A 16,067-nucleotide genomic window follows, 5' to 3' on the forward strand; every position below is an offset into this window, starting at 1 on the left:
CCGATACGCAGCCCCTGCACGCTGCACAAGCTTGATGGCAGCGCATTGGGACCCTAAAGCACCGTTCCATCTTTCCCATCGAACGGGTCTTCATGCTCACCTTCCTCCGCCGCGTCCTCTTCTCGACCGCCGGCAAGATCATCGCCCTGGCGCTGCTCGTCATCATCGCCGTCGCCTTCGCGCTCGGCGACATCACCAATCTCGGTGGAGGCGGCGGCCCGACCGGCGGGGCGCTGGTCCAAGTCGGCAACCGCAAGGTGACCGAGGCGGAGCTGCAGCAGCGGCTCAAGAACGCGCTGGAGCGCGCGCGCCAGCAGCAGCCGACGCTCGACATGGGACAGTTCGTCGCGATGGGCGGGTTCGACCAGGTGCTCGACGATATCATCAGCCGCCTCGCGCTCGAACAATATGCCACCGAGCATGGCATGGCGGTGTCGAAGGCCGCGGTCGACGGCGAGATCGCCAGCAGCCCGGCCTTCGCCGATCCGATCACCGGCCAGTTCAACCAGAAGGCGTTCGATCAGCTGCTCGCCCGCCAGGGCGTCACCGCCGATCAGGTCCGCGCCGATATCCGCCAGGGCACGCTCGCCCAGTGGGTCGCCGCCCCCGCGCTCGGCGCCGGCTATGTGCCGTCGGAACTGGTGATGCCCTATGCCTCGCTCCTGCTCGAGCGGCGCAAGGGCTCGGTCGGCTATGTCCCGATCACCGCGATCGACAAGGGCGCCGCGCCGACCGACGCCGAGCTCACCGGCTTCTACAACCGCCACCGCGCCCGCTACACGCTGCCCGAGCGCCGCGTGATCCGCTACGCCGTGGTCCGCCCCGAGCAGTTCGCCGGGAGCGCCAAGGCGACCGAGGTCGAGATCGCCGCCGCCTACAAGCAGGACGCGGCGAAATACGCCGCCTCGACCAAGCGCACGCTAGCGCAGCTGATCGTCGCCGATCAGAACGCCGCCAACGCGCTCGCCGCGAAGATCAAGGGTGGCGCGACGCTCGCCGCCGCGGCGGCTGGCGCAGGGCTCCAGCCCTCGACCATCGACAATGCCGAGAAGGAGAGCTTCGCCCGCGCGAGCAGCCCGCAGATCGCCGACGCCGCCTTCGCCGCGGCGCCGGGTGGGGTGGTCGGCCCGCTGCGCTCGCCGCTCGGCTGGCACATCGTCCGCGTCGAGAAGATCGAGCAGATCGCGGGCAAGTCGCTCGATCAGGTCCGCGGCGAGATCGCGGCCGAGATCACCAAGCGCAAGGAGGCCGAGGCGCTCGCCAATCTGCGCAGCCAGATCGACAGCGCGATCGCGGGCAACGCCACCTTCGACGAGGCGGTCGCCGACGCCAAGCTCAAGGCCGAGACCAGCCCGCCGCTGTTTGGCGACGGCCGTGTCGATCAGAACAATCAGGGCGCCGAGCCGACGCCGCCCGATCCGGTGCTGGCGCAGGTCGCACAGGGCGGGTTCGCGATGGAGACGAGCGACGATCCCCAGCTCGTGCCCGTCGGTCAGGACGGCAGCTTCGCGCTGATCAAGACCGAGCGCGTGGTCGCCGCCGCGCCGCGTCCGCTCGCACAGATCCGCGAGTTGGTCGCCGCCGACTTCATCCGCGACCGCCAGCTCCAGGCCGCGCGCAAGGCCGCCGTCGCCATCCTCGCCGACGTCAACAAGGGCACGCCGATCACCGACGCGATGAAGAAGACCGGCCTCGCGCTCCCGCCGCTTCAGCCGCTCGACGCGGTGCGCGGCCAGCTCTCGCAGGCCAGGATGCAGATCCCGCCGCCGGTGCAGCTGATGTTCAGCATCGCAGCGAAGAAGGCCAAGATGACCGAAGCGCCCAATGGCGGTGGTTACTGGGTGGTGTGGCTCGACGAGATCCAGCCGGGCAATGCCCGCGGCAACCAGGGGCTGGTCGCGCAGACCCGCAGCGGCCTGTCGCAGATGATCGGCTCCGAATATCTTGAGCAGTTCGTCGCCGCGGCGCGCAAGTCGGTCAACGTCAAGCGCGACGAGGCGGCGATCGCGCGATTGAAGGCGCAGCTCGGCGGCCAGTCGACCGGCGGCAACTGATCGCGATGGCGCCGGGAGTAGAGGGCCTCGATGCCGCACGCGCGGCGCTTGCCGAGGGCCGTCCGGCGCTGGTCTGGCGGCGGCAGCTCGCCGACACCGACACGCCGGTGGCGGCGGCGCTCAAGCTGATCGAGCCCGGCCGCGGCGATTTCCTGCTGGAGTCGGTCGAGGGCGGCGCAGTGCGCGGCCGCCACAGCCTGATCGGCCTCGCCCCCGACCTCGTCTTCCGCGCGCAGGGCGAGGCGGCGGAGATCAACGCGAACTGGCTCACCGACCGCGCGGTCTTCGCTCCGGCGGCCCAGCCGACGCTCGACGCCTTCCGCGCGCTCGTCCAGAGCTGCCGCATGGAGGTCCCGGCCGAGCTCCCTCGTGCGCTCGCCTGCCTCGTCGGCTATTTCGGTTACGAGACGATCGGGCTGGTCGAGAGGCTGCCGCGCGCCGCCAACGACGCGCTCGGCCTGCCCGACATGATCTTCGTGCGGCCGACGGTGATCCTGATCTTCGACCGGCTGGCGGATTCGCTGTTCCTCGTCGCTCCGGTCTGGCCCGATGCGGCGCGCGATGCCGAGACGCTGCTGGCGACCGCCGCCGAGCGCCTCGACGCCACCGCAGCGCGCCTCGCATCCGCGCCATTGCCTCCCAAGGCAGCCGCCGATGCCGCGGAGGTCGCCGCGCAGCCGACGATCCCCGCCCTCGACTATGCCGCGATGGTGGCACGCGCGAAGGACTATATCGCCGCCGGCGACATCTTTCAGGTCGTGCTCGCCCAACGCTTCACCGCACCCTTCGCGCTGCCGCCGATCGAGCTCTACCGCGCGCTGCGCCGGGTGAACCCCTCGCCCTTCCTCTATTTCCTCGACCTGCCCGGCTTCGCGCTCACCGGATCGAGCCCGGAGATCCTGGTCCGCGTCCGCGACGGCGACGTCACCATCCGCCCGATCGCCGGCACCCGACCGCGCGGCAAGACCCCGGCCGAGGACGAGGCCAACCGCTTGAGCCTGCTCGCCGATCCCAAGGAACGTGCCGAGCATCTGATGCTGCTCGATCTCGGCCGCAACGACACCGGCCGCGTCGCCGAGGCGGGCACGGTCAAGGTCACCGACAGCTACACCGTCGAATTCTATAGCCACGTGATGCACATCGTCTCGAACGTGGTGGGCAGGCTGCGTCCCGACGCCGATGCGCTCGACGCGCTGTTCGCCGGGTTTCCCGCGGGCACCGTCAGCGGCGCGCCCAAGGTGCGGGCATGCGAGATCATCGCCGAGCTCGAGCGCGACCAGCGCGGTCCCTATGCCGGCGGCGTCGGCTATTTCTCGCCCGACGGGTCGATGGACAGCTGCATCGTCCTGCGCACCGCGATTGTGAAGGACGGCACGATGCACGTCACCGCGGGCGCGGGCATCGTCGCCGACAGCGATCCAGCCTATGAGCAGCGCGAATGCGAGGCCAAGGCCGGCGCGCTGTTCGCCGCCGCGCGCGAAGCGATCGCGCGCGCGGCAGAACCCGGCTTCGGCCAGTAAAGCCTAGTCCTCGCCGCCCGGGATCGCCGCTTCCGCGGCCTTCTGCTCGGCGCGTTCGGCGCGCCATTGCTGAAGCATCTGGATCGTGCAGCCGGTGTGACCGAAGCTGCCGATCGGCGAACAGCTGCCGGGCAGCGTCACGCGGTTCACCTCGTCGACCAGCTCGGCGCGCCGCGTCCAGCTCACGCTGTCCGGCGAAAACTTGCTCTTCCGCAGCTTCTTGGGGATGCGATAGGGCGACTCCCCGACCTTCGAGCAGATGACGACCTCGTCCTCGCTCTCCGCCTTGGGGCACTGATCGTCGCCATAGAGCAGCACGCTGCGCACGCGCTGCGGCGGCGCGTTCCCGTCTTCCGCTTCCTGCGCCAGCACGGGGGTCGCGACGACCAGTGTCGCCAGCAGCATCATCCGGATCATCACGCAACTCCCGTACAAGCAAGACGCCCGATATAGGTATCGCACGGGGCCGCATTAAGGCGGGCTGAACCGTTACGGCCACGCAATTCGTGATTTACCCCATGAGGGTGAATTTAGCGCTTGCCTCGATTTACCCGGCAGGGGTAAGGGCACCGCTATGACGACTTTAGCCGGTTCCAAAATCCGCCGCTTCCGCGAGGAACGCTCCCTTTCCCGCGCCGCCTTCGGCGCCTGGTTCGATACGCCCGGCTCGACCGTCCAGGGCTGGGAGGAGGACGGCAAGCGCGCCTCCCCCGCGGTGCTCAACCAGATCGCGGCCAACGGCATCGCGCATCATCAGGACTGGTACGTCCATGTCCGCAACCTGGAGCAGGACATGGGATGGAGCCCTGACAGCTGGAAGAACGCCGAAGCGCGCCAGCTCCCGATTTACCCCGATGCCGCCGCACTCGACGCCGCGACCACGCAGCTGTCCAGCTTCCCGCCGCTCGTCTTCGCCGGCGAGGCGCGCGCGCTGACGCAGGAGCTGGCCAAGGTTGCGCGCGGTGAGGCCTTCCTGCTGCAAGGCGGCGACTGCGCCGAGAGCTTCGCCGAGTTCCACCCCAACAACATCCGCGACACGTTCCGCGTCATCCTGCAGATGGCGGTGGTGCTCACCTTCGCCTCGAAGCTGCCGACGGTGAAGCTCGGCCGCATGGCCGGCCAGTTCGCCAAGCCGCGCTCGGCCGATACCGAGACGATCGATGGCGTCACCCTGCCGAGCTACCGCGGCGACAACGTCAACGACATCGCCTTCACCCCCGAGGCACGAATCCCCGATCCGCAGCGGATGATCCAGGGCTACAGCCAGTCCGCCGCGACGCTCAACCTGCTGCGCGCCTTCGCCAGCGGCGGTTATGCCAATCTGCACCAGGTCCACAAATGGACGCTCGACTTCATGGGCAAGAGCCCATGGAGCGCCAAGTTCGCCGACGTCGCCGACCGCATCGGCGAGGCGCTGGACTTCATGCAGGCCTGCGGCATCGACGCCGACAGCGTCCCCCAGCTCAAGGGCACCGATTTCTACACCAGCCACGAGGCGCTGCTGCTCCCCTATGAGCAGGCGCTGACCCGGCAGGATTCGCTCACCGGCGACTGGTACGACACCAGCGCGCACTTCCTGTGGATCGGCGACCGCACGCGGTTCGACGGCTCGGCGCATGTCGAGTTCCTGCGCGGTATCGGCAATCCGATCGGCATGAAATGCGGCCCGAGCCTCGAGCCCGACGCGCTCATCCGCCTGCTCGACACGCTCAACCCGGCGCGCACGCCGGGCCGCATCACGCTCATCACCCGCTACGGTCACGACAAGATCGAGGACGGACTCCCCAAGCTGGTCCGCGCGGTGAAGCGCGAGGGACATCCGGTGGTGTGGAGCTGCGACCCGATGCACGGCAACGTCGTCAAGGCCGCCAATGGCTACAAGACCCGCCCGTTCGAGCGCATCCTCGCCGAGGTCCGCGGCTTCTTCGCCGTGCACCGTGCCGAGGGCACCTATGCCGGCGGCATCCATGCCGAGATGACCGGCCAGAACGTGACCGAGTGCACCGGCGGCATGATCGACATCGGCGAGCACGACCTTGCCGATCGCTACCACACGCATTGCGACCCGCGGCTCAACGCCGGGCAGAGCCTCGAGCTGGCGTTCCTGCTGGCGGAGATGCTCAACGACGAGATGGCGGAGCGGCGCAAGGCGGCGTGAGGGTTCAGCTTGGGGGCGCGGTGCGAAGGTAGCGCATCACCCAGTTGGTCTCCCAGCTCGCACCATCGTCGGTCGAGAATGCCTGTTCCCAGCGTGCCTCGTCGCGATTGACCGACGAGAAGCGGCCCCGCACCAGCACCGGCCGCCCCTCGAAGGTCTCGCGCGCGTAGAAGGTGCCGACGCCGTCGGCGAAGCGGCCGTAGAGCGGCGGATCGATCTTGCTGAGGTCGCTTGCCGCCAGATACCAGTCGGCCCAGCGCCCGCCCGGCTCGTCGAGTGCCCGCAGACCCATGCCGTAGGACGTCCTTCCGCCCCGGTAGGAGACGCTCTCGTTCAGATTGACCAGTCCGCCGAACAGCTGCTGGCAATGCGTGCGGCCCGCGAACTCTTCCCAGTCATTGCTGCCCGCGAGGCGCTTGCGCAGGCGGCGATGCTCGACGCGCCAACTGCCGAGGAAATAGTCGAAATCATGCTTGGATGCGGCACCGTCGGGCAGCGGCACCGGCGCCTCCTGCGCCAGCGCTCCGCGTGTTCCCGCGGCCGTAATCATCAGTGCCACGCCCTTCATCAGCGCGCGCCGGTTGCTCTGCATCACGCGATCCTCGTGAAATCGGAGGTCCAGTTGACCTCCCAGCTCTGTCCACCGTCTGCCGAGAAGGCCTGTTCCCACCGCGCGGTCTTGCCGGTGATCCGCGACCAGGTGACGCGCGCCTTGACCGGGCGGCCCTCATGGACGTCATCGGACAGATAGATCCCGATCCCATCGACGAACCGCCCACGCAGCGGCGCGCCGATCCGCGAGGGATCGCGCCCGTCAAGCCACCAGCTCAGCCATTCGCCCGTCGCCGGATCCCAGGCGCGGAAGCCGACCCCGCGAAATGCACCCGTCGGCGCTTCCATCAGATTGTCGCCGACATTGCCGTTGCCGCCCAGCACCGGCCAGTTGACGAAGGTCCCGCCGAACTCGTCCCAGTCGCGGGTGCCCGCCAATCTCCGGCGCAGCTTGCGGTGATGCACCTTCCAGCGCCCGGCGAGGAACGCCCAGTCGTCCGGTGCCCTTGCCGCATCTCCCCGCGGCAGCAGTGGCAAGGGCTCAGGCGCAGTGGAGGTGCGCGTGAAGAAATTCTCCCAGTTCATCTCCCAGGTCGCGCCGCCATCGGGCGAGAAGCTCTGCTGCCAGTGCGGCCGCGCGCCGTGGATCGCCTGCCAGTGGAAGCGCACGTCGATCGGCCGCCCTTCGAACGTGTCCGTGCCGGTGAAAGTGCCGGTATCGCCGTCGAACCGGCCCGTGACCGGCGGGTCGATCCGCGTCGGGTTGCGCCCGTCGAGCCACCAGATCGACCAGCGATCGCTCGCCGGATCATAGGCACGGATCCCCATCGCGCGATAATCCCCGCCCGGCAGGTGAAGCAGGTTGTCGTCGATCGTGCCCAACCCATCCAGCGTCATCCACACCGCACTGGTGCCGGCGAAGCGATCCCAATGCGTGTCCTGCGCCAGCCGCCGTCGCAACCGGCGGTGCTCGACTCGCCAATTGCCCTCGAGCCATGCCCAGTCGCGGCGCCGGTCCGCCGCCTGTGGCATCGCGCGGCCGCGCGAGCCCGCCAGGATCAGCCCCGAGCAACCCAGGCCAGCCAACACCCCGCGCCGATCCATGTTGCCGAACATCCGCATCGCACTCGCCCTTCTGAAGAGACACGCAAACTCTGCTGCCTTCGTGGCCCCTGCGGGACTCGAAAAATGGCAGTCCAGACTCAGTTTGACTTAGGGTATTGTGGCGCAGCTCTATCTTAACGGACACTGAGACAATAAGCTGAACTCATGGTAGCGCCCGGCCTTCCTTCATTGATCGCGATCCGCGCCTTCGAGGCGGCCGCGCGGCTCGGCGGCTTTGCGCCTGCCGCGCGCGAGCTGCAGACCACCGCCGCCGCGGTCAGCTATCATGTCCGCCAGCTCGAGACGCATCTGGGGGTCGCCCTGTTCCAGCGGCACGCCCAACGCGTCGAGCTGACCGCGGCGGGCGAGGTGCTCGCCGCTGACGCCCTCGCGGCGTTCGCGACGCTCCGCGCGGGCTTCGCGCGCGCGATCGATGCCGATCAGACTCGGCTCCGCGTCACCGCCTTGCCCACATTCGGAACCGTCTGGCTCGCGCCCCGCCTCGGCCGTTTCCGGGCGCTTCACCCCGAATTGCGCGTCGAGCTCGACCTCTCGCCGGACCCGCGCGACCTCTCCGGCGGCGGCTATGACATTGCGATCCGCAACGGGCATGGCAGCTGGCCGGGCCTGCGTACCGTGCCGCTCTTCCCCAGCGTATTTACGCCCTTGTGCGCGCCTGGGCTGGTCGAGGCGGTGCGCGGCCTCGATGATCCCCGCCACGCCCTCCGCGCGCCGCTGCTTGGCCGTCCGGACTGGTGGGAGCTCTGGTACAGGGATCTGGGCCACCCGGCAGGCCCGGGGCCGGAACGCTTTGGCACCACCTTCTCCGCCGAGCATCTCGATATCGCCGCAGCGATCGCCGGTCATGGCATTGCGATCGGCTCGCCGATCCTGTTCGCCGCCGATCTCGCTGCCGGCCGCCTCGCGCGCGTTCACCCGCATGCCGCCACCGACGGGCGCGCCTTCTGGCTCGCCTATCCCGCGATGCACCAGCCCAGTTCGAAGGTCATCGCCTTCCGGGACTGGATCGTGTCCGAAGTCTCGACGGCGAGCGTTTGAAGGCTCAGGCGGTGACCAGCGCCACCTCGTAGCTCGCGGTCGTCTTCGCCGCGACCTCTTCCTCGGTCACGCCCGGCGCCAGTTCGATCAGGCGGAAGGGCGAGCCGTGATCCAGGCGCTGGAACACCGCCAGGTCGGTGATGATCATGTCGACCACGTTCTTGCCGGTCAGCGGCAGCGTGCACTCGGGAATGAACTTGGGGCTGCCGTCCTTGGCGTTGTGCTCCATCACCACGATGATCTTCTTGACACCGGCGACCAGGTCCATCGCGCCGCCCATGCCCTTGATCATCTTGCCGGGGATCATCCAGTTGGCGATGTCGCCATTCTGCGCGACCTCCATCGCGCCCAGCACGGTCAGGTCGATATGCCCGCCGCGGATCATCGCGAAGCTGTCCGCGCTGCTGAAATAGACCGACTGAGGAAGCTCGCTGATCGTCTGTTTGCCCGCGTTGATCAGGTCGGGATCCTCCTCGCCCTCATAGGGGAAGGGGCCGATGCCGAGCATGCCGTTCTCCGACTGCAACGTCACCTCGACGCCTGCGGGGATGTGGTTGGCCACCAGCGTGGGGATACCGATGCCGAGATTCACGTAGAAGCCGTCGCGCAGTTCCTGCGCGGCGCGAGCGGCCATTTCATCGCGAGTCCAGGGCATCAAGTCTCTCCGTCAGGGTCACTGGGATGGGGTTGCGGCGGTGCTGCGCACGGGGTTAGGCAGGATGAACCAGCCCGCGCCCCATAACGGCGCCACCATCGTCTCGGTTGCCGCGGTCTGGCGCTTGCCGGAATCGCCGACCGCCTCGAACTGGCTGCTGAAGTCATTGAGCGAGTCGCCGACCAAGGCGACCACGCAATAGCCTGCCGCGATCACCTGGCGGACCTGCTCGTCGCCCTTCCCGGCTTCAGCATCTCCGCGCAGGATCAGCGTGCGGCCCGGCTGGAAACCGTCAAAACCGAGCCGGTCGAGCAATGCAGTCACGCCGGGGGCGCTCTCGGGCGAGCGGTGGCTGGTGAAGATCACCGCGATGCCTTCGCGCCGCGCGGCGTCGACCCCCTCGACCGCGCCGGGCGTCGCTGCGACCAGATCGGTCCCGTCGCCTTTCCAGCGGCGCCAGGGCGCACCGGGATCCGCCGCCTTCTCGGCGCTTTCATCGATGTCGAACACCACCGCCAGTGGCTTGCCGTCGCAGCTGGCATAGCGCGGCGCGTCCAGCGTCGTGCCCGGCGCAAGCACCACCGACTGGAGCGGTTCGCCGCGCTGGCGCCGGCCGGCCTGCGCGGCAAGGTGGTTCCACAGCGCTTGATAGGCCTGCAGGCTGAAGGCGGCGGCTTCGCCCGCACCTGCGCCGCCGATACCGGGATTTGCCGCCCCGTTCGCGATGGGCGGCAGTGCGCCACTCGGCGGGGGCAACTCGCCAGGCTGGGGCTGGCTCGCTCGCCGCGCCTCGATCGCGCGCATCATCGCCTGCCCCTCGGCGGTCTTGAGCTCACTCGGTGCCCGCTGCGCCTGCTCGGCTTCCTTGCGCTTTTCCGGCCCGCGCTTGCCGAACCCGATCTTGTCGCGCGCGATCATGCCGCCCGCGGCAATCGGGATCGCCGCCGCAACGCAGCCGCCCACCGCCACCGGCAGCAGCGCCAGCAAGGCGGCGGCGCACAGCCGGCTCACGCCGCCCCGGCGCTTTCGGCCCGCGGGCGCACGGTGCGGAACTCGATCTTCTTGTCGTACGGTGCGCCGACGATCATCCGCTTCACATAGATGCCGGGGAGATGCACCGCATCGGGGTCGAGCGTGCCGACCGGCACCACTTCCTCGACCTCTGCGACGCAGATGTTCGCCGCGGTCGCCATCGGCTGGTTGAAGTTGCGCGCCGTCTTGCGGAAGATCAGGTTGCCGGCCTCGTCCGCTTTCCACCCCTTGATGATCGCGATGTCGGCGCGGATGCCACGCTCCAGGATGTATTCCTCGCCGTCGAACACCTTGACCTCCTTGCCCTCGGCCACCTTCGTGCCGACGCCGGTCTTGGTGTAGAAGCCCGGGATCCCCGCCCCACCTGCGCGGCAGCGCTCGGCGAGCGTACCCTGGGGGCAGAATTCGACCTCGAGCTCGCCCGCCAGATACTGCCGCTCGAACTCCTTGTTCTCGCCGACATAGGAGGAGATCATTTTCCTGACCTGGCGGCTGCGCAGCAGCTTGCCGAGCCCTTCATTGTCGATCCCGGCATTGTTGCTCGCGATGGTCAGATCCTTGACGCCCGCCGCCTGGATCGCATCGATCAGCCGCTCCGGGATGCCGCACAGCCCGAACCCGCCGGCGCAGATCGTCATGCCGTCGTGGAGCAGTCCCTCGAGCGCGGCTCCAGCACTGGGATAGAGCTTCTTCATCGCGGCGATTCTCTCCTATATGCTGTCGCCCGTGGCGATAGTCACGCGATCCACTGTCGGTCAAGCGAACCTGAATCGACTTTCAACTCCAATCGATCCGGCAGTAAACGCGCTGCGTTGCAGCAAGAATGCGGCGGGCTGCGTTGAAGCGTTAACCTTCCCGACTTAGAGATGACGATGAACCCGGGGCGGGATTGCGCGCAATGATCGAGTTTTCCGTTTTCATCTATGGGCTGCTGTCGGCCTTCGTCCTGCTCTCCGCCGAGCAGAATCGCCGCCTTGCCCGCCCCAATCCCGCAATGGTCACCGCAGTCGGCTGGGGCCTGTTCTCGATGTCCTCGACGCTCGCGGTGCTGCTTGGCGGCGTCGCGCTCGCGCTGGTGCTGGGGGTCAACGTCCCCGAACTCGCCCAGTCCGCGCTTCGCTGACGCACAAAAATAGGGCGGCCGGAGCCGCCCAGTTGCTTGGGAAGGTTATCAGGTTCAGCGCACGGAACCGCGGCGCACCAGGTTGACGATCGCCAGCAGCACGACCGCGCCCAGGAACGAGATCAGCAGCGAAGTGATGCTGAACGAACCTTGGGTGATCGTTCCGCCGCCGACCAGCGGCGTGATGAGAAGCCCTGCCAGCAACGCGCCGACGACCCCAACCACGATGTTGAGGAATAGGCCCTGCTGGGCATCGGTGCGCATGACGATGCTGGCCAGCCAGCCGAGCACGCCGCCCACGATAAGAAGCACGATGAGGTTGATCATCCGTCGTCTCCCGCAATCCGGCTCGGCACTACCGAGTCATGCGGATATACGGTTGAAACGGCGGGACGTTCCGCCTGCGGACAATTTAGCCTGGGATAGGAAGCGGCGATGGCGATCTATGCATTCGACGGCATCGAACCCTCCATCGACGCCGACGCCTGGATCGCGCCGAGCGCCGATGTGATCGGCGACGCGCGCCTCGCGGCCGGCGCCAGCCTGTGGTTCGGCGCGGTCATCCGTGCCGACAACACGCCGATCATCGTCGGTGAGCGCAGCAACATCCAGGAAGGCGCGATGCTCCATTCCGATCCCGGTATCCCGCTCACCATCGGCGCCGACTGCACGATCGGCCATCACGCGATCCTGCACGGCTGCACGCTCGGCGACCGCGTGCTGGTCGGCATGGGCGCGATCGTCCTCAACCGCGCGGAGATCGGCGACGATTGCCTGATCGGCGCTGGCGCGCTCGTCACCGAGGGCAAGATCTTCCCGCCCGGGAGCCTGATCGTCGGCAGCCCGGCCCGCGCGGTGCGCGAGCTCGACGCTACGGCACGCGCCACCTTGCTCATCTCCGCACACAGCTACGCCGATCGCCAGCGCCGCTTCCGCGCCGGCCTGACCCGCATCGACTAGCGATTTCAAAGATCGGGTATGGCGATCCATGCCCGGTTGCGGTGCGCCGCTGGACAGGAACATCAGTTCGGGTATGAAACGCGAATGGCCCTACCCGCACTCTTCGACCGCCTGCGCCTGCCCGTCATCGGCTCGCCGCTGTTCATCGTCTCCGGCCCCGAGCTGGTGATCGCCCAATGCAAGGCGGGGATCGTCGGCTCGTTCCCCGCGCTCAACGCGCGACCGCAGAGCCAGCTCGACGAATGGCTCCACCAGATCACCGAGGAACTCGCGGCGTGGAACCGCGACAATCCGGGCCGCCCCGCCGCGCCCTACGCGGTCAACCAGATCGTCCACCGCTCGAACGACCGGCTCGAAGCCGACCTGACGACTTGCGCCAAGTGGCAGGTGCCGATCGTCATCACCTCACTGGGCGCGCAGGAGGCGGTCAACCAGGCGGTGCACGGCTGGGGCGGCATCACGCTACATGACGTGATCAACGAGCGGTTCGCGCACAAGGCGGTGGAAAAGGGCGCCGACGGCCTGATCCTCGTCTGCACCGGCGCGGGCGGCCATGCCGGTCAGCTCAGCCCCTTCGCCTTCATCCAGGAAACACGATCGTGGTTCGACGGCCCGGTCATCCTCTCGGGCGCGATCGCCAATGGCGGGGCGATCCTTGCGGCGCAGGCGATGGGCGCCGACCTCGCCTATATCGGCTCCCCCTTCATCGCGACCGCGGAGGCCAATGCCGGCGAGGCCTATAAGAACGGCATCGTCGAGGGTTCGGCGTCGGATATCGTCTACACCAACCTCTTCACTGGCGTGCATGGCAACTATCTGCGCGCTTCGATCACGAGCGCCGGCCTCGACCCGGACAATCTGCCCGTGAGCGATCCGAGCACGATGAACTTCGGCTCGGGCGGTAACCAGAAAGCCAAGGCATGGCGCGACATTTGGGGCTCGGGCCAGGGCATCGGCGCGGTCCACGCGGTGACCCCGGTCGCAGAATATGTCGACCGGCTGGACGGGGAGTATCGCGCGGCGCGCGCGCGAATCGCGTCGCTCCCCGAAGGCGGCTGGGCCGGGGCCGCGCTAGAAGGCGTGGGATAAGCGGTCGAGCATCCGCCGCGCCGGGCTGACCGGCACCGGCGCATCGTCGTCCTGAGTCGAGTCGATCCGCGCCACGCGGCGATACAGGTCCTGGCTCGCCGCGATCAGCCCCTGCGCGGCGAGCGGCATCGCGTCGAACGAAGCGCTGTCGGTCTCGGGTGCCTGGCCGAGCCGCCGCGACGGATCGAGCGCGTCGCCGAGCGCGATCTCCCCGGCATTCACCGCACGCTGGGTCAGCAGCCAGGCGATGACGTGCATCAGCCGCGTCGTCACCTTGAGCGACTCGCACGAGAAAACGACTCGCGTCATCGCATCGAGCGTATCCCGCTCGTCGCGCCCCATTTCGTCGAAATAGCCGCGCGCCTCGTCCGCCAGCAGCATCGCCTCGGTATAAAGCGAGTCGATCAGGCGCTGATGGATCTGCGCGGTAGTCTTGCCCCCAGTCATAATGAGCAACGCTGACAGAAACCTCCCGAGAGCGGAATAGCCAATCCGCGCAAGGCGATGTCCCAAAGCGATGCGCTGTGGATAGCGCAGGCTCAAGCGATGATGTCAGGGATCAGCCGGTCCTCGAGCATCGAGATCTCGTCGCGCAGCCGCAGCTTGCGTTTCTTGAGCCGCGCGATCTGGAGCTGGTCCGGCGCATTGCCGCTCGCCAGCGCCTCGATCGCCGCGTCAAGATCGCGATGCTCGATGCGCAGCAGTTCGAGGCGGCGCAGAATCTCGGTCTCGTCCATCACGCCACCCCATCCCCGGGCCATCCCCGGCATCCGTCATCCGGACCGGCCGGATCGGCCTGTCGCAGTTCGCCGTTGCCCCGTCGATGCCGTGATTCGCAAGGGGCGACAAGCGCCGCGAATCGTGATTTACTCCTTGATCCCCCAACCCTGAGCAGGAGGATTGCTTCCATGCAAAACGCGCATCTCTCGGCACTCGCGGCCAAGCACGCGACTCTCGATCGCAGGATCAGCGCCGAGTCGCAACGGCCCCTTCCCGATCAGATGATCATCGCCGACCTGAAGCGCCAGAAGCTCCGCGTAAAGGAGGAAATCGCGCACCTGTAAAGCGCGCTGTCACGGTGTCGCCCTGGCGCCCGCCAGGGTGACGCCCTAGCGACTCGCCGGTTGTTCAATACCGGCAAGCACGCACATCATTTTCGAAAGAGCGGACGGGACGGCGGCGGCGCGGTCTCCGTGGCCTTTGCATAACGCGGCGTCCGGGTGCCGTTTCCAACCGGCTTGCGCGCGGACATCGGGTCGATCTCGCGGTCGAACGCGATCCCGATCCGGCCCTCCGCCGACCAGGCAATTCGCCCACCGATCCAGCCCACGCCGCGCACATCGACCTGGACGCGCGTGCCGGTGGTCACCGGCTCGGCATATTCCGCCATCAGCCCGCCGGAGGAGAGATTGCGGACCCGCACCGTCACTTCCGGCTCGTCGTCGATGCGCAGCTGCGCGGAGAGCAGCAGGCTGTCGCGCGAGCCGCTGCGCTGGCTCGACGGATCGTCGCTGGTAATGGCGTTCAGGGGGTTGTTGGAAAACTGGTCCATCTGCCGCTCTGCAATTCACCTGCGCGCGGATTAGAGCAGGTAGGGCTATCCAAAGCGTTAATCGGCGCGGCGATTCGCAGCCATTCCGGCGCTATTCGTCGCGCGAAACCTTTTCGTTGCGCTCGTGACGTTCCTGCGCCTCGACGGTCATCGTCGCGATCGGCCGCGCTTCGAGGCGGCCGAGGCTGATCGGCTCGCCGGTCACTTCGCAATAGCCGTATTCGCCATCCTCGATCCGGCGCAACGCCGCATCGATCTTGGCGATCAGCTTGCGCTGGCGATCGCGCGTGCGCAGCTCGATCGACCAGTCGGTCTCGCTCGACGCGCGGTCGGTGAGGTCCGCCTCGCGCAGCGAATCAACCTGGAGCTGCGAGAGCGTGCCCGCGGCCTCGCGATGGATCGCGTCCTTCCAGGCGAGCAGCTTCTCGCGGAAATACTGGAGCTGGCGCGGGTTCATGAAGGGCTCGTCGGCGCTCGGCCGATAGCCATCGGGCAGATCATTGGCCGCCGGCGGGGCCTTTTCGGGGTCGTCGCGATGCTCGTAAACCGTCGCCATGCCACTCTCCACACCGGACTGCGACGGCAATGCCTATCGAAATCCGACTTTTGCCCGACGGCGCTATAGGGAGGTGCGCCCGGCTCCACAAGCGTCCGAATCCACAGATTCAAGCGCCAAGCCGTTCTTGCTGTGGAGGAAATTGCGCGAGACTGAACCAACCCGCACACTGACGTTCATATTAACCATATTCGTTAAGTAAAACGCGGGGCATTCAGCAAGATTTGTCCCTCTGCGGAACATTAACCATGTTGCGGCTGGCTGAGTGAGACAAAAACTCCCGCAACGATACCAAAGCATGGTTAACGCCATTGCGCTTAATAGTTTGTTCTGCACTTTCTGGGCATGAGCCTGTGCAGGCGCTGCATCATGCAGCATCGGGGCAGCCTCTGGGGATAAGAGAGAACGACCATGTCGGTTCGGATGGCCTTGGCGAAATTGTGCGCATGTGCATGCGGCGGCGCCGTGATCGGCGGCGGCGCGGTGCATGTCGCCGAATCCCGTGCTGAACGCACCTATATGTCCAAGCAGGCGGTGGCGAAGAAGCGCGTGATCACCAAGCGGGTGGTCAAGCGGCCGCTCCGCAAGCGGATCGTGCGGCGCACCGTCACCACCACGGCGCAGTGCCAGCCCCAGGTCGTCACGGTCACCAC

At 67.5% G+C, this 16,067-nt stretch carries 19 protein-coding genes; 8 read left to right on the plus strand and 11 right to left on the minus strand.

Annotated features, from left to right (window positions below):
* The first annotated feature begins 92 nt into the window (after positions 1-92).
* Both OK349_RS02700 and trpE read left to right on the plus strand, forming a co-directional pair.
* Complete coding sequence (locus tag OK349_RS02700; protein ID WP_265116287.1) at positions 93-2,054, plus strand: peptidylprolyl isomerase; 1,962 nt, start codon at positions 93-95, stop codon at positions 2,052-2,054.
* Positions 2,055-2,059: 5 nt separating this feature from the next.
* Positions 2,060-3,574, plus strand: coding sequence for an anthranilate synthase component I (gene trpE, locus OK349_RS02705; RefSeq protein ID WP_265116288.1), 1,515 nt, complete (start codon positions 2,060-2,062; stop codon positions 3,572-3,574).
* Between the two features lie 3 nt (positions 3,575-3,577).
* On the opposite strand, the gene OK349_RS02710 is transcribed toward trpE, so the two are convergent.
* Positions 3,578-3,991, minus strand: coding sequence for a hypothetical protein (locus OK349_RS02710; RefSeq protein ID WP_265116289.1), 414 nt, complete (start codon positions 3,989-3,991; stop codon positions 3,578-3,580).
* A gap of 376 nt (positions 3,992-4,367) precedes the next feature.
* Here OK349_RS02710 and OK349_RS02715 point away from each other — a divergent pair, with 376 nt between their 5' ends.
* Positions 4,368-5,732, plus strand: a complete 1,365-nt coding sequence (locus OK349_RS02715) for a class II 3-deoxy-7-phosphoheptulonate synthase (RefSeq protein WP_265118520.1) — start codon at positions 4,368-4,370, stop codon at positions 5,730-5,732.
* Positions 5,733-5,736: 4 nt separating this feature from the next.
* On the opposite strand, the gene OK349_RS02720 is transcribed toward OK349_RS02715, so the two are convergent.
* Both OK349_RS02720 and OK349_RS02725 read right to left on the minus strand, forming a co-directional pair.
* Positions 5,737-6,324, minus strand: a complete 588-nt coding sequence (locus OK349_RS02720) for a DUF1579 domain-containing protein (RefSeq protein WP_265116290.1) — start codon at positions 6,322-6,324, stop codon at positions 5,737-5,739.
* Positions 6,324-7,406 (minus strand): hypothetical protein, encoded by a 1,083-nt coding sequence (locus OK349_RS02725; RefSeq protein WP_265116291.1) that lies wholly within the window; start codon positions 7,404-7,406, stop codon positions 6,324-6,326. The genes OK349_RS02720 and OK349_RS02725 overlap by 1 nt, the downstream gene beginning before the upstream one ends.
* Positions 7,407-7,553: 147 nt before the next feature.
* Between OK349_RS02725 and OK349_RS02730 the strand changes: the two genes are divergently transcribed.
* On the plus strand, positions 7,554-8,447 hold the full coding sequence (locus tag OK349_RS02730; protein WP_265116292.1) for a LysR substrate-binding domain-containing protein: 894 nt from the start codon (positions 7,554-7,556) through the stop codon (positions 8,445-8,447).
* A 4-nt stretch (positions 8,448-8,451) separates the two neighbouring features.
* Here OK349_RS02730 and OK349_RS02735 read toward each other — a convergent pair whose 3' ends face one another.
* Genes OK349_RS02735 through OK349_RS02745 form a run of 3 tightly spaced genes read right to left on the minus strand, consistent with a single transcriptional unit; the run spans position 8,452 to position 10,829 of the window.
* Positions 8,452-9,102: a CoA transferase subunit B gene (locus OK349_RS02735; protein ID WP_265116293.1), complete on the minus strand. Its 651-nt coding sequence runs from the start codon at positions 9,100-9,102 to the stop codon at positions 8,452-8,454.
* Between the two features lie 18 nt (positions 9,103-9,120).
* Positions 9,121-10,113: an HAD family acid phosphatase gene (locus OK349_RS02740; protein WP_265116294.1), complete on the minus strand. Its 993-nt coding sequence runs from the start codon at positions 10,111-10,113 to the stop codon at positions 9,121-9,123.
* Entirely contained in the window at positions 10,110-10,829 is a 720-nt protein-coding gene (locus OK349_RS02745; protein WP_265116295.1) for a CoA transferase subunit A, read from the minus strand. Before OK349_RS02745 ends, OK349_RS02740 begins: the two co-directional genes overlap by 4 nt.
* Before the next feature lie 203 nt (positions 10,830-11,032).
* On the opposite strand from OK349_RS02745, the gene OK349_RS02750 reads away from it, so the two are divergent.
* Positions 11,033-11,257 (plus strand): hypothetical protein, encoded by a 225-nt coding sequence (locus tag OK349_RS02750; protein WP_265116296.1) that lies wholly within the window; start codon positions 11,033-11,035, stop codon positions 11,255-11,257.
* Positions 11,258-11,311: 54 nt separating this feature from the next.
* Here the strand turns inward: OK349_RS02750 and OK349_RS02755 are convergent, their stop codons facing one another.
* Positions 11,312-11,584: a GlsB/YeaQ/YmgE family stress response membrane protein gene (locus OK349_RS02755; protein WP_372340531.1), complete on the minus strand. Its 273-nt coding sequence runs from the start codon at positions 11,582-11,584 to the stop codon at positions 11,312-11,314.
* 108 nt (positions 11,585-11,692) lie between these two features.
* On the opposite strand from OK349_RS02755, the gene OK349_RS02760 reads away from it, so the two are divergent.
* Both OK349_RS02760 and OK349_RS02765 read left to right on the plus strand, forming a co-directional pair.
* Positions 11,693-12,217 carry a gamma carbonic anhydrase family protein gene (locus OK349_RS02760; RefSeq protein ID WP_265116297.1) on the plus strand — a complete coding sequence of 175 codons (525 nt, stop codon included), beginning with the start codon at positions 11,693-11,695 and terminating at the stop codon, positions 12,215-12,217.
* Between the two features lie 84 nt (positions 12,218-12,301).
* Positions 12,302-13,306, plus strand: a complete 1,005-nt coding sequence (locus OK349_RS02765) for an NAD(P)H-dependent flavin oxidoreductase (RefSeq protein WP_265116298.1) — start codon at positions 12,302-12,304, stop codon at positions 13,304-13,306.
* Here the strand turns inward: OK349_RS02765 and OK349_RS02770 are convergent.
* Together OK349_RS02770 and OK349_RS02775 are read right to left on the minus strand one after the other, a co-directional pair.
* Positions 13,289-13,753 (minus strand): DUF1465 family protein, encoded by a 465-nt coding sequence (locus OK349_RS02770; protein ID WP_265116299.1) that lies wholly within the window; start codon positions 13,751-13,753, stop codon positions 13,289-13,291. The two genes, OK349_RS02765 and OK349_RS02770, sit on opposite strands and share 18 nt — an antisense overlap.
* A gap of 92 nt (positions 13,754-13,845) precedes the next feature.
* Positions 13,846-14,043, minus strand: a complete 198-nt coding sequence (locus tag OK349_RS02775) for a YdcH family protein (RefSeq protein WP_265118522.1) — start codon at positions 14,041-14,043, stop codon at positions 13,846-13,848.
* A gap of 171 nt (positions 14,044-14,214) precedes the next feature.
* Between OK349_RS02775 and OK349_RS02780 the strand changes: the two genes are divergently transcribed.
* Positions 14,215-14,370, plus strand: a complete 156-nt coding sequence (locus OK349_RS02780) for a YdcH family protein (RefSeq protein WP_265116300.1) — start codon at positions 14,215-14,217, stop codon at positions 14,368-14,370.
* A gap of 86 nt (positions 14,371-14,456) precedes the next feature.
* On the opposite strand, the gene OK349_RS02785 is transcribed toward OK349_RS02780, so the two are convergent.
* Entirely contained in the window at positions 14,457-14,858 is a 402-nt protein-coding gene (locus OK349_RS02785) for a PilZ domain-containing protein (protein ID WP_265116301.1), read from the minus strand.
* 91 nt (positions 14,859-14,949) lie between these two features.
* Positions 14,950-15,414: an RNA polymerase-binding protein DksA gene (gene dksA / locus OK349_RS02790; protein WP_265116302.1), complete on the minus strand. Its 465-nt coding sequence runs from the start codon at positions 15,412-15,414 to the stop codon at positions 14,950-14,952.
* Between the last annotated feature and the right edge of the window lie 653 nt (positions 15,415-16,067).

It is taken from the genome of Sphingomonas sp. BT-65 (assembly GCF_026107375.2).
GTDB lineage: Bacteria > Pseudomonadota > Alphaproteobacteria > Sphingomonadales > Sphingomonadaceae > Sphingomonas.

Bases quoted from the DNA above. Each gene is read 5' to 3' on its own strand.
- OK349_RS02700 (WP_265116287.1), top strand. From the start codon at position 93: ATGCTCACCTTCCTCCGCCGCGTCCTCTTCTCGACCGCCGGCAAGATC.
- OK349_RS02745 (WP_265116295.1), bottom strand. From the start codon at position 10,829: ATGAAGAAGCTCTATCCCAGTGCTGGAGCCGCGCTCGAGGGACTGCTC.
- OK349_RS02770 (WP_265116299.1), bottom strand. From the start codon at position 13,753: ATGACTGGGGGCAAGACTACCGCGCAGATCCATCAGCGCCTGATCGAC.
- OK349_RS02725 (WP_265116291.1), bottom strand. From the start codon at position 7,406: ATGCGGATGTTCGGCAACATGGATCGGCGCGGGGTGTTGGCTGGCCTG.
- OK349_RS02780 (WP_265116300.1), top strand. From the start codon at position 14,215: ATGCAAAACGCGCATCTCTCGGCACTCGCGGCCAAGCACGCGACTCTC.
- OK349_RS02760 (WP_265116297.1), top strand. From the start codon at position 11,693: ATGGCGATCTATGCATTCGACGGCATCGAACCCTCCATCGACGCCGAC.
- OK349_RS02785 (WP_265116301.1), bottom strand. From the start codon at position 14,858: ATGGACCAGTTTTCCAACAACCCCCTGAACGCCATTACCAGCGACGAT.
- OK349_RS02715 (WP_265118520.1), top strand. From the start codon at position 4,368: ATGGGATGGAGCCCTGACAGCTGGAAGAACGCCGAAGCGCGCCAGCTC.
- dksA (WP_265116302.1), bottom strand. From the start codon at position 15,414: ATGGCGACGGTTTACGAGCATCGCGACGACCCCGAAAAGGCCCCGCCG.
- OK349_RS02775 (WP_265118522.1), bottom strand. From the start codon at position 14,043: ATGGACGAGACCGAGATTCTGCGCCGCCTCGAACTGCTGCGCATCGAG.
- OK349_RS02765 (WP_265116298.1), top strand. From the start codon at position 12,302: ATGGCCCTACCCGCACTCTTCGACCGCCTGCGCCTGCCCGTCATCGGC.
- trpE (WP_265116288.1), top strand. From the start codon at position 2,060: ATGGCGCCGGGAGTAGAGGGCCTCGATGCCGCACGCGCGGCGCTTGCC.
- OK349_RS02710 (WP_265116289.1), bottom strand. From the start codon at position 3,991: ATGATCCGGATGATGCTGCTGGCGACACTGGTCGTCGCGACCCCCGTG.
- OK349_RS02730 (WP_265116292.1), top strand. From the start codon at position 7,554: ATGGTAGCGCCCGGCCTTCCTTCATTGATCGCGATCCGCGCCTTCGAG.
- OK349_RS02720 (WP_265116290.1), bottom strand. From the start codon at position 6,324: ATGCAGAGCAACCGGCGCGCGCTGATGAAGGGCGTGGCACTGATGATT.
- OK349_RS02750 (WP_265116296.1), top strand. From the start codon at position 11,033: ATGATCGAGTTTTCCGTTTTCATCTATGGGCTGCTGTCGGCCTTCGTC.
- OK349_RS02755 (WP_372340531.1), bottom strand. From the start codon at position 11,584: ATGATCAACCTCATCGTGCTTCTTATCGTGGGCGGCGTGCTCGGCTGG.
- OK349_RS02735 (WP_265116293.1), bottom strand. From the start codon at position 9,102: ATGCCCTGGACTCGCGATGAAATGGCCGCTCGCGCCGCGCAGGAACTG.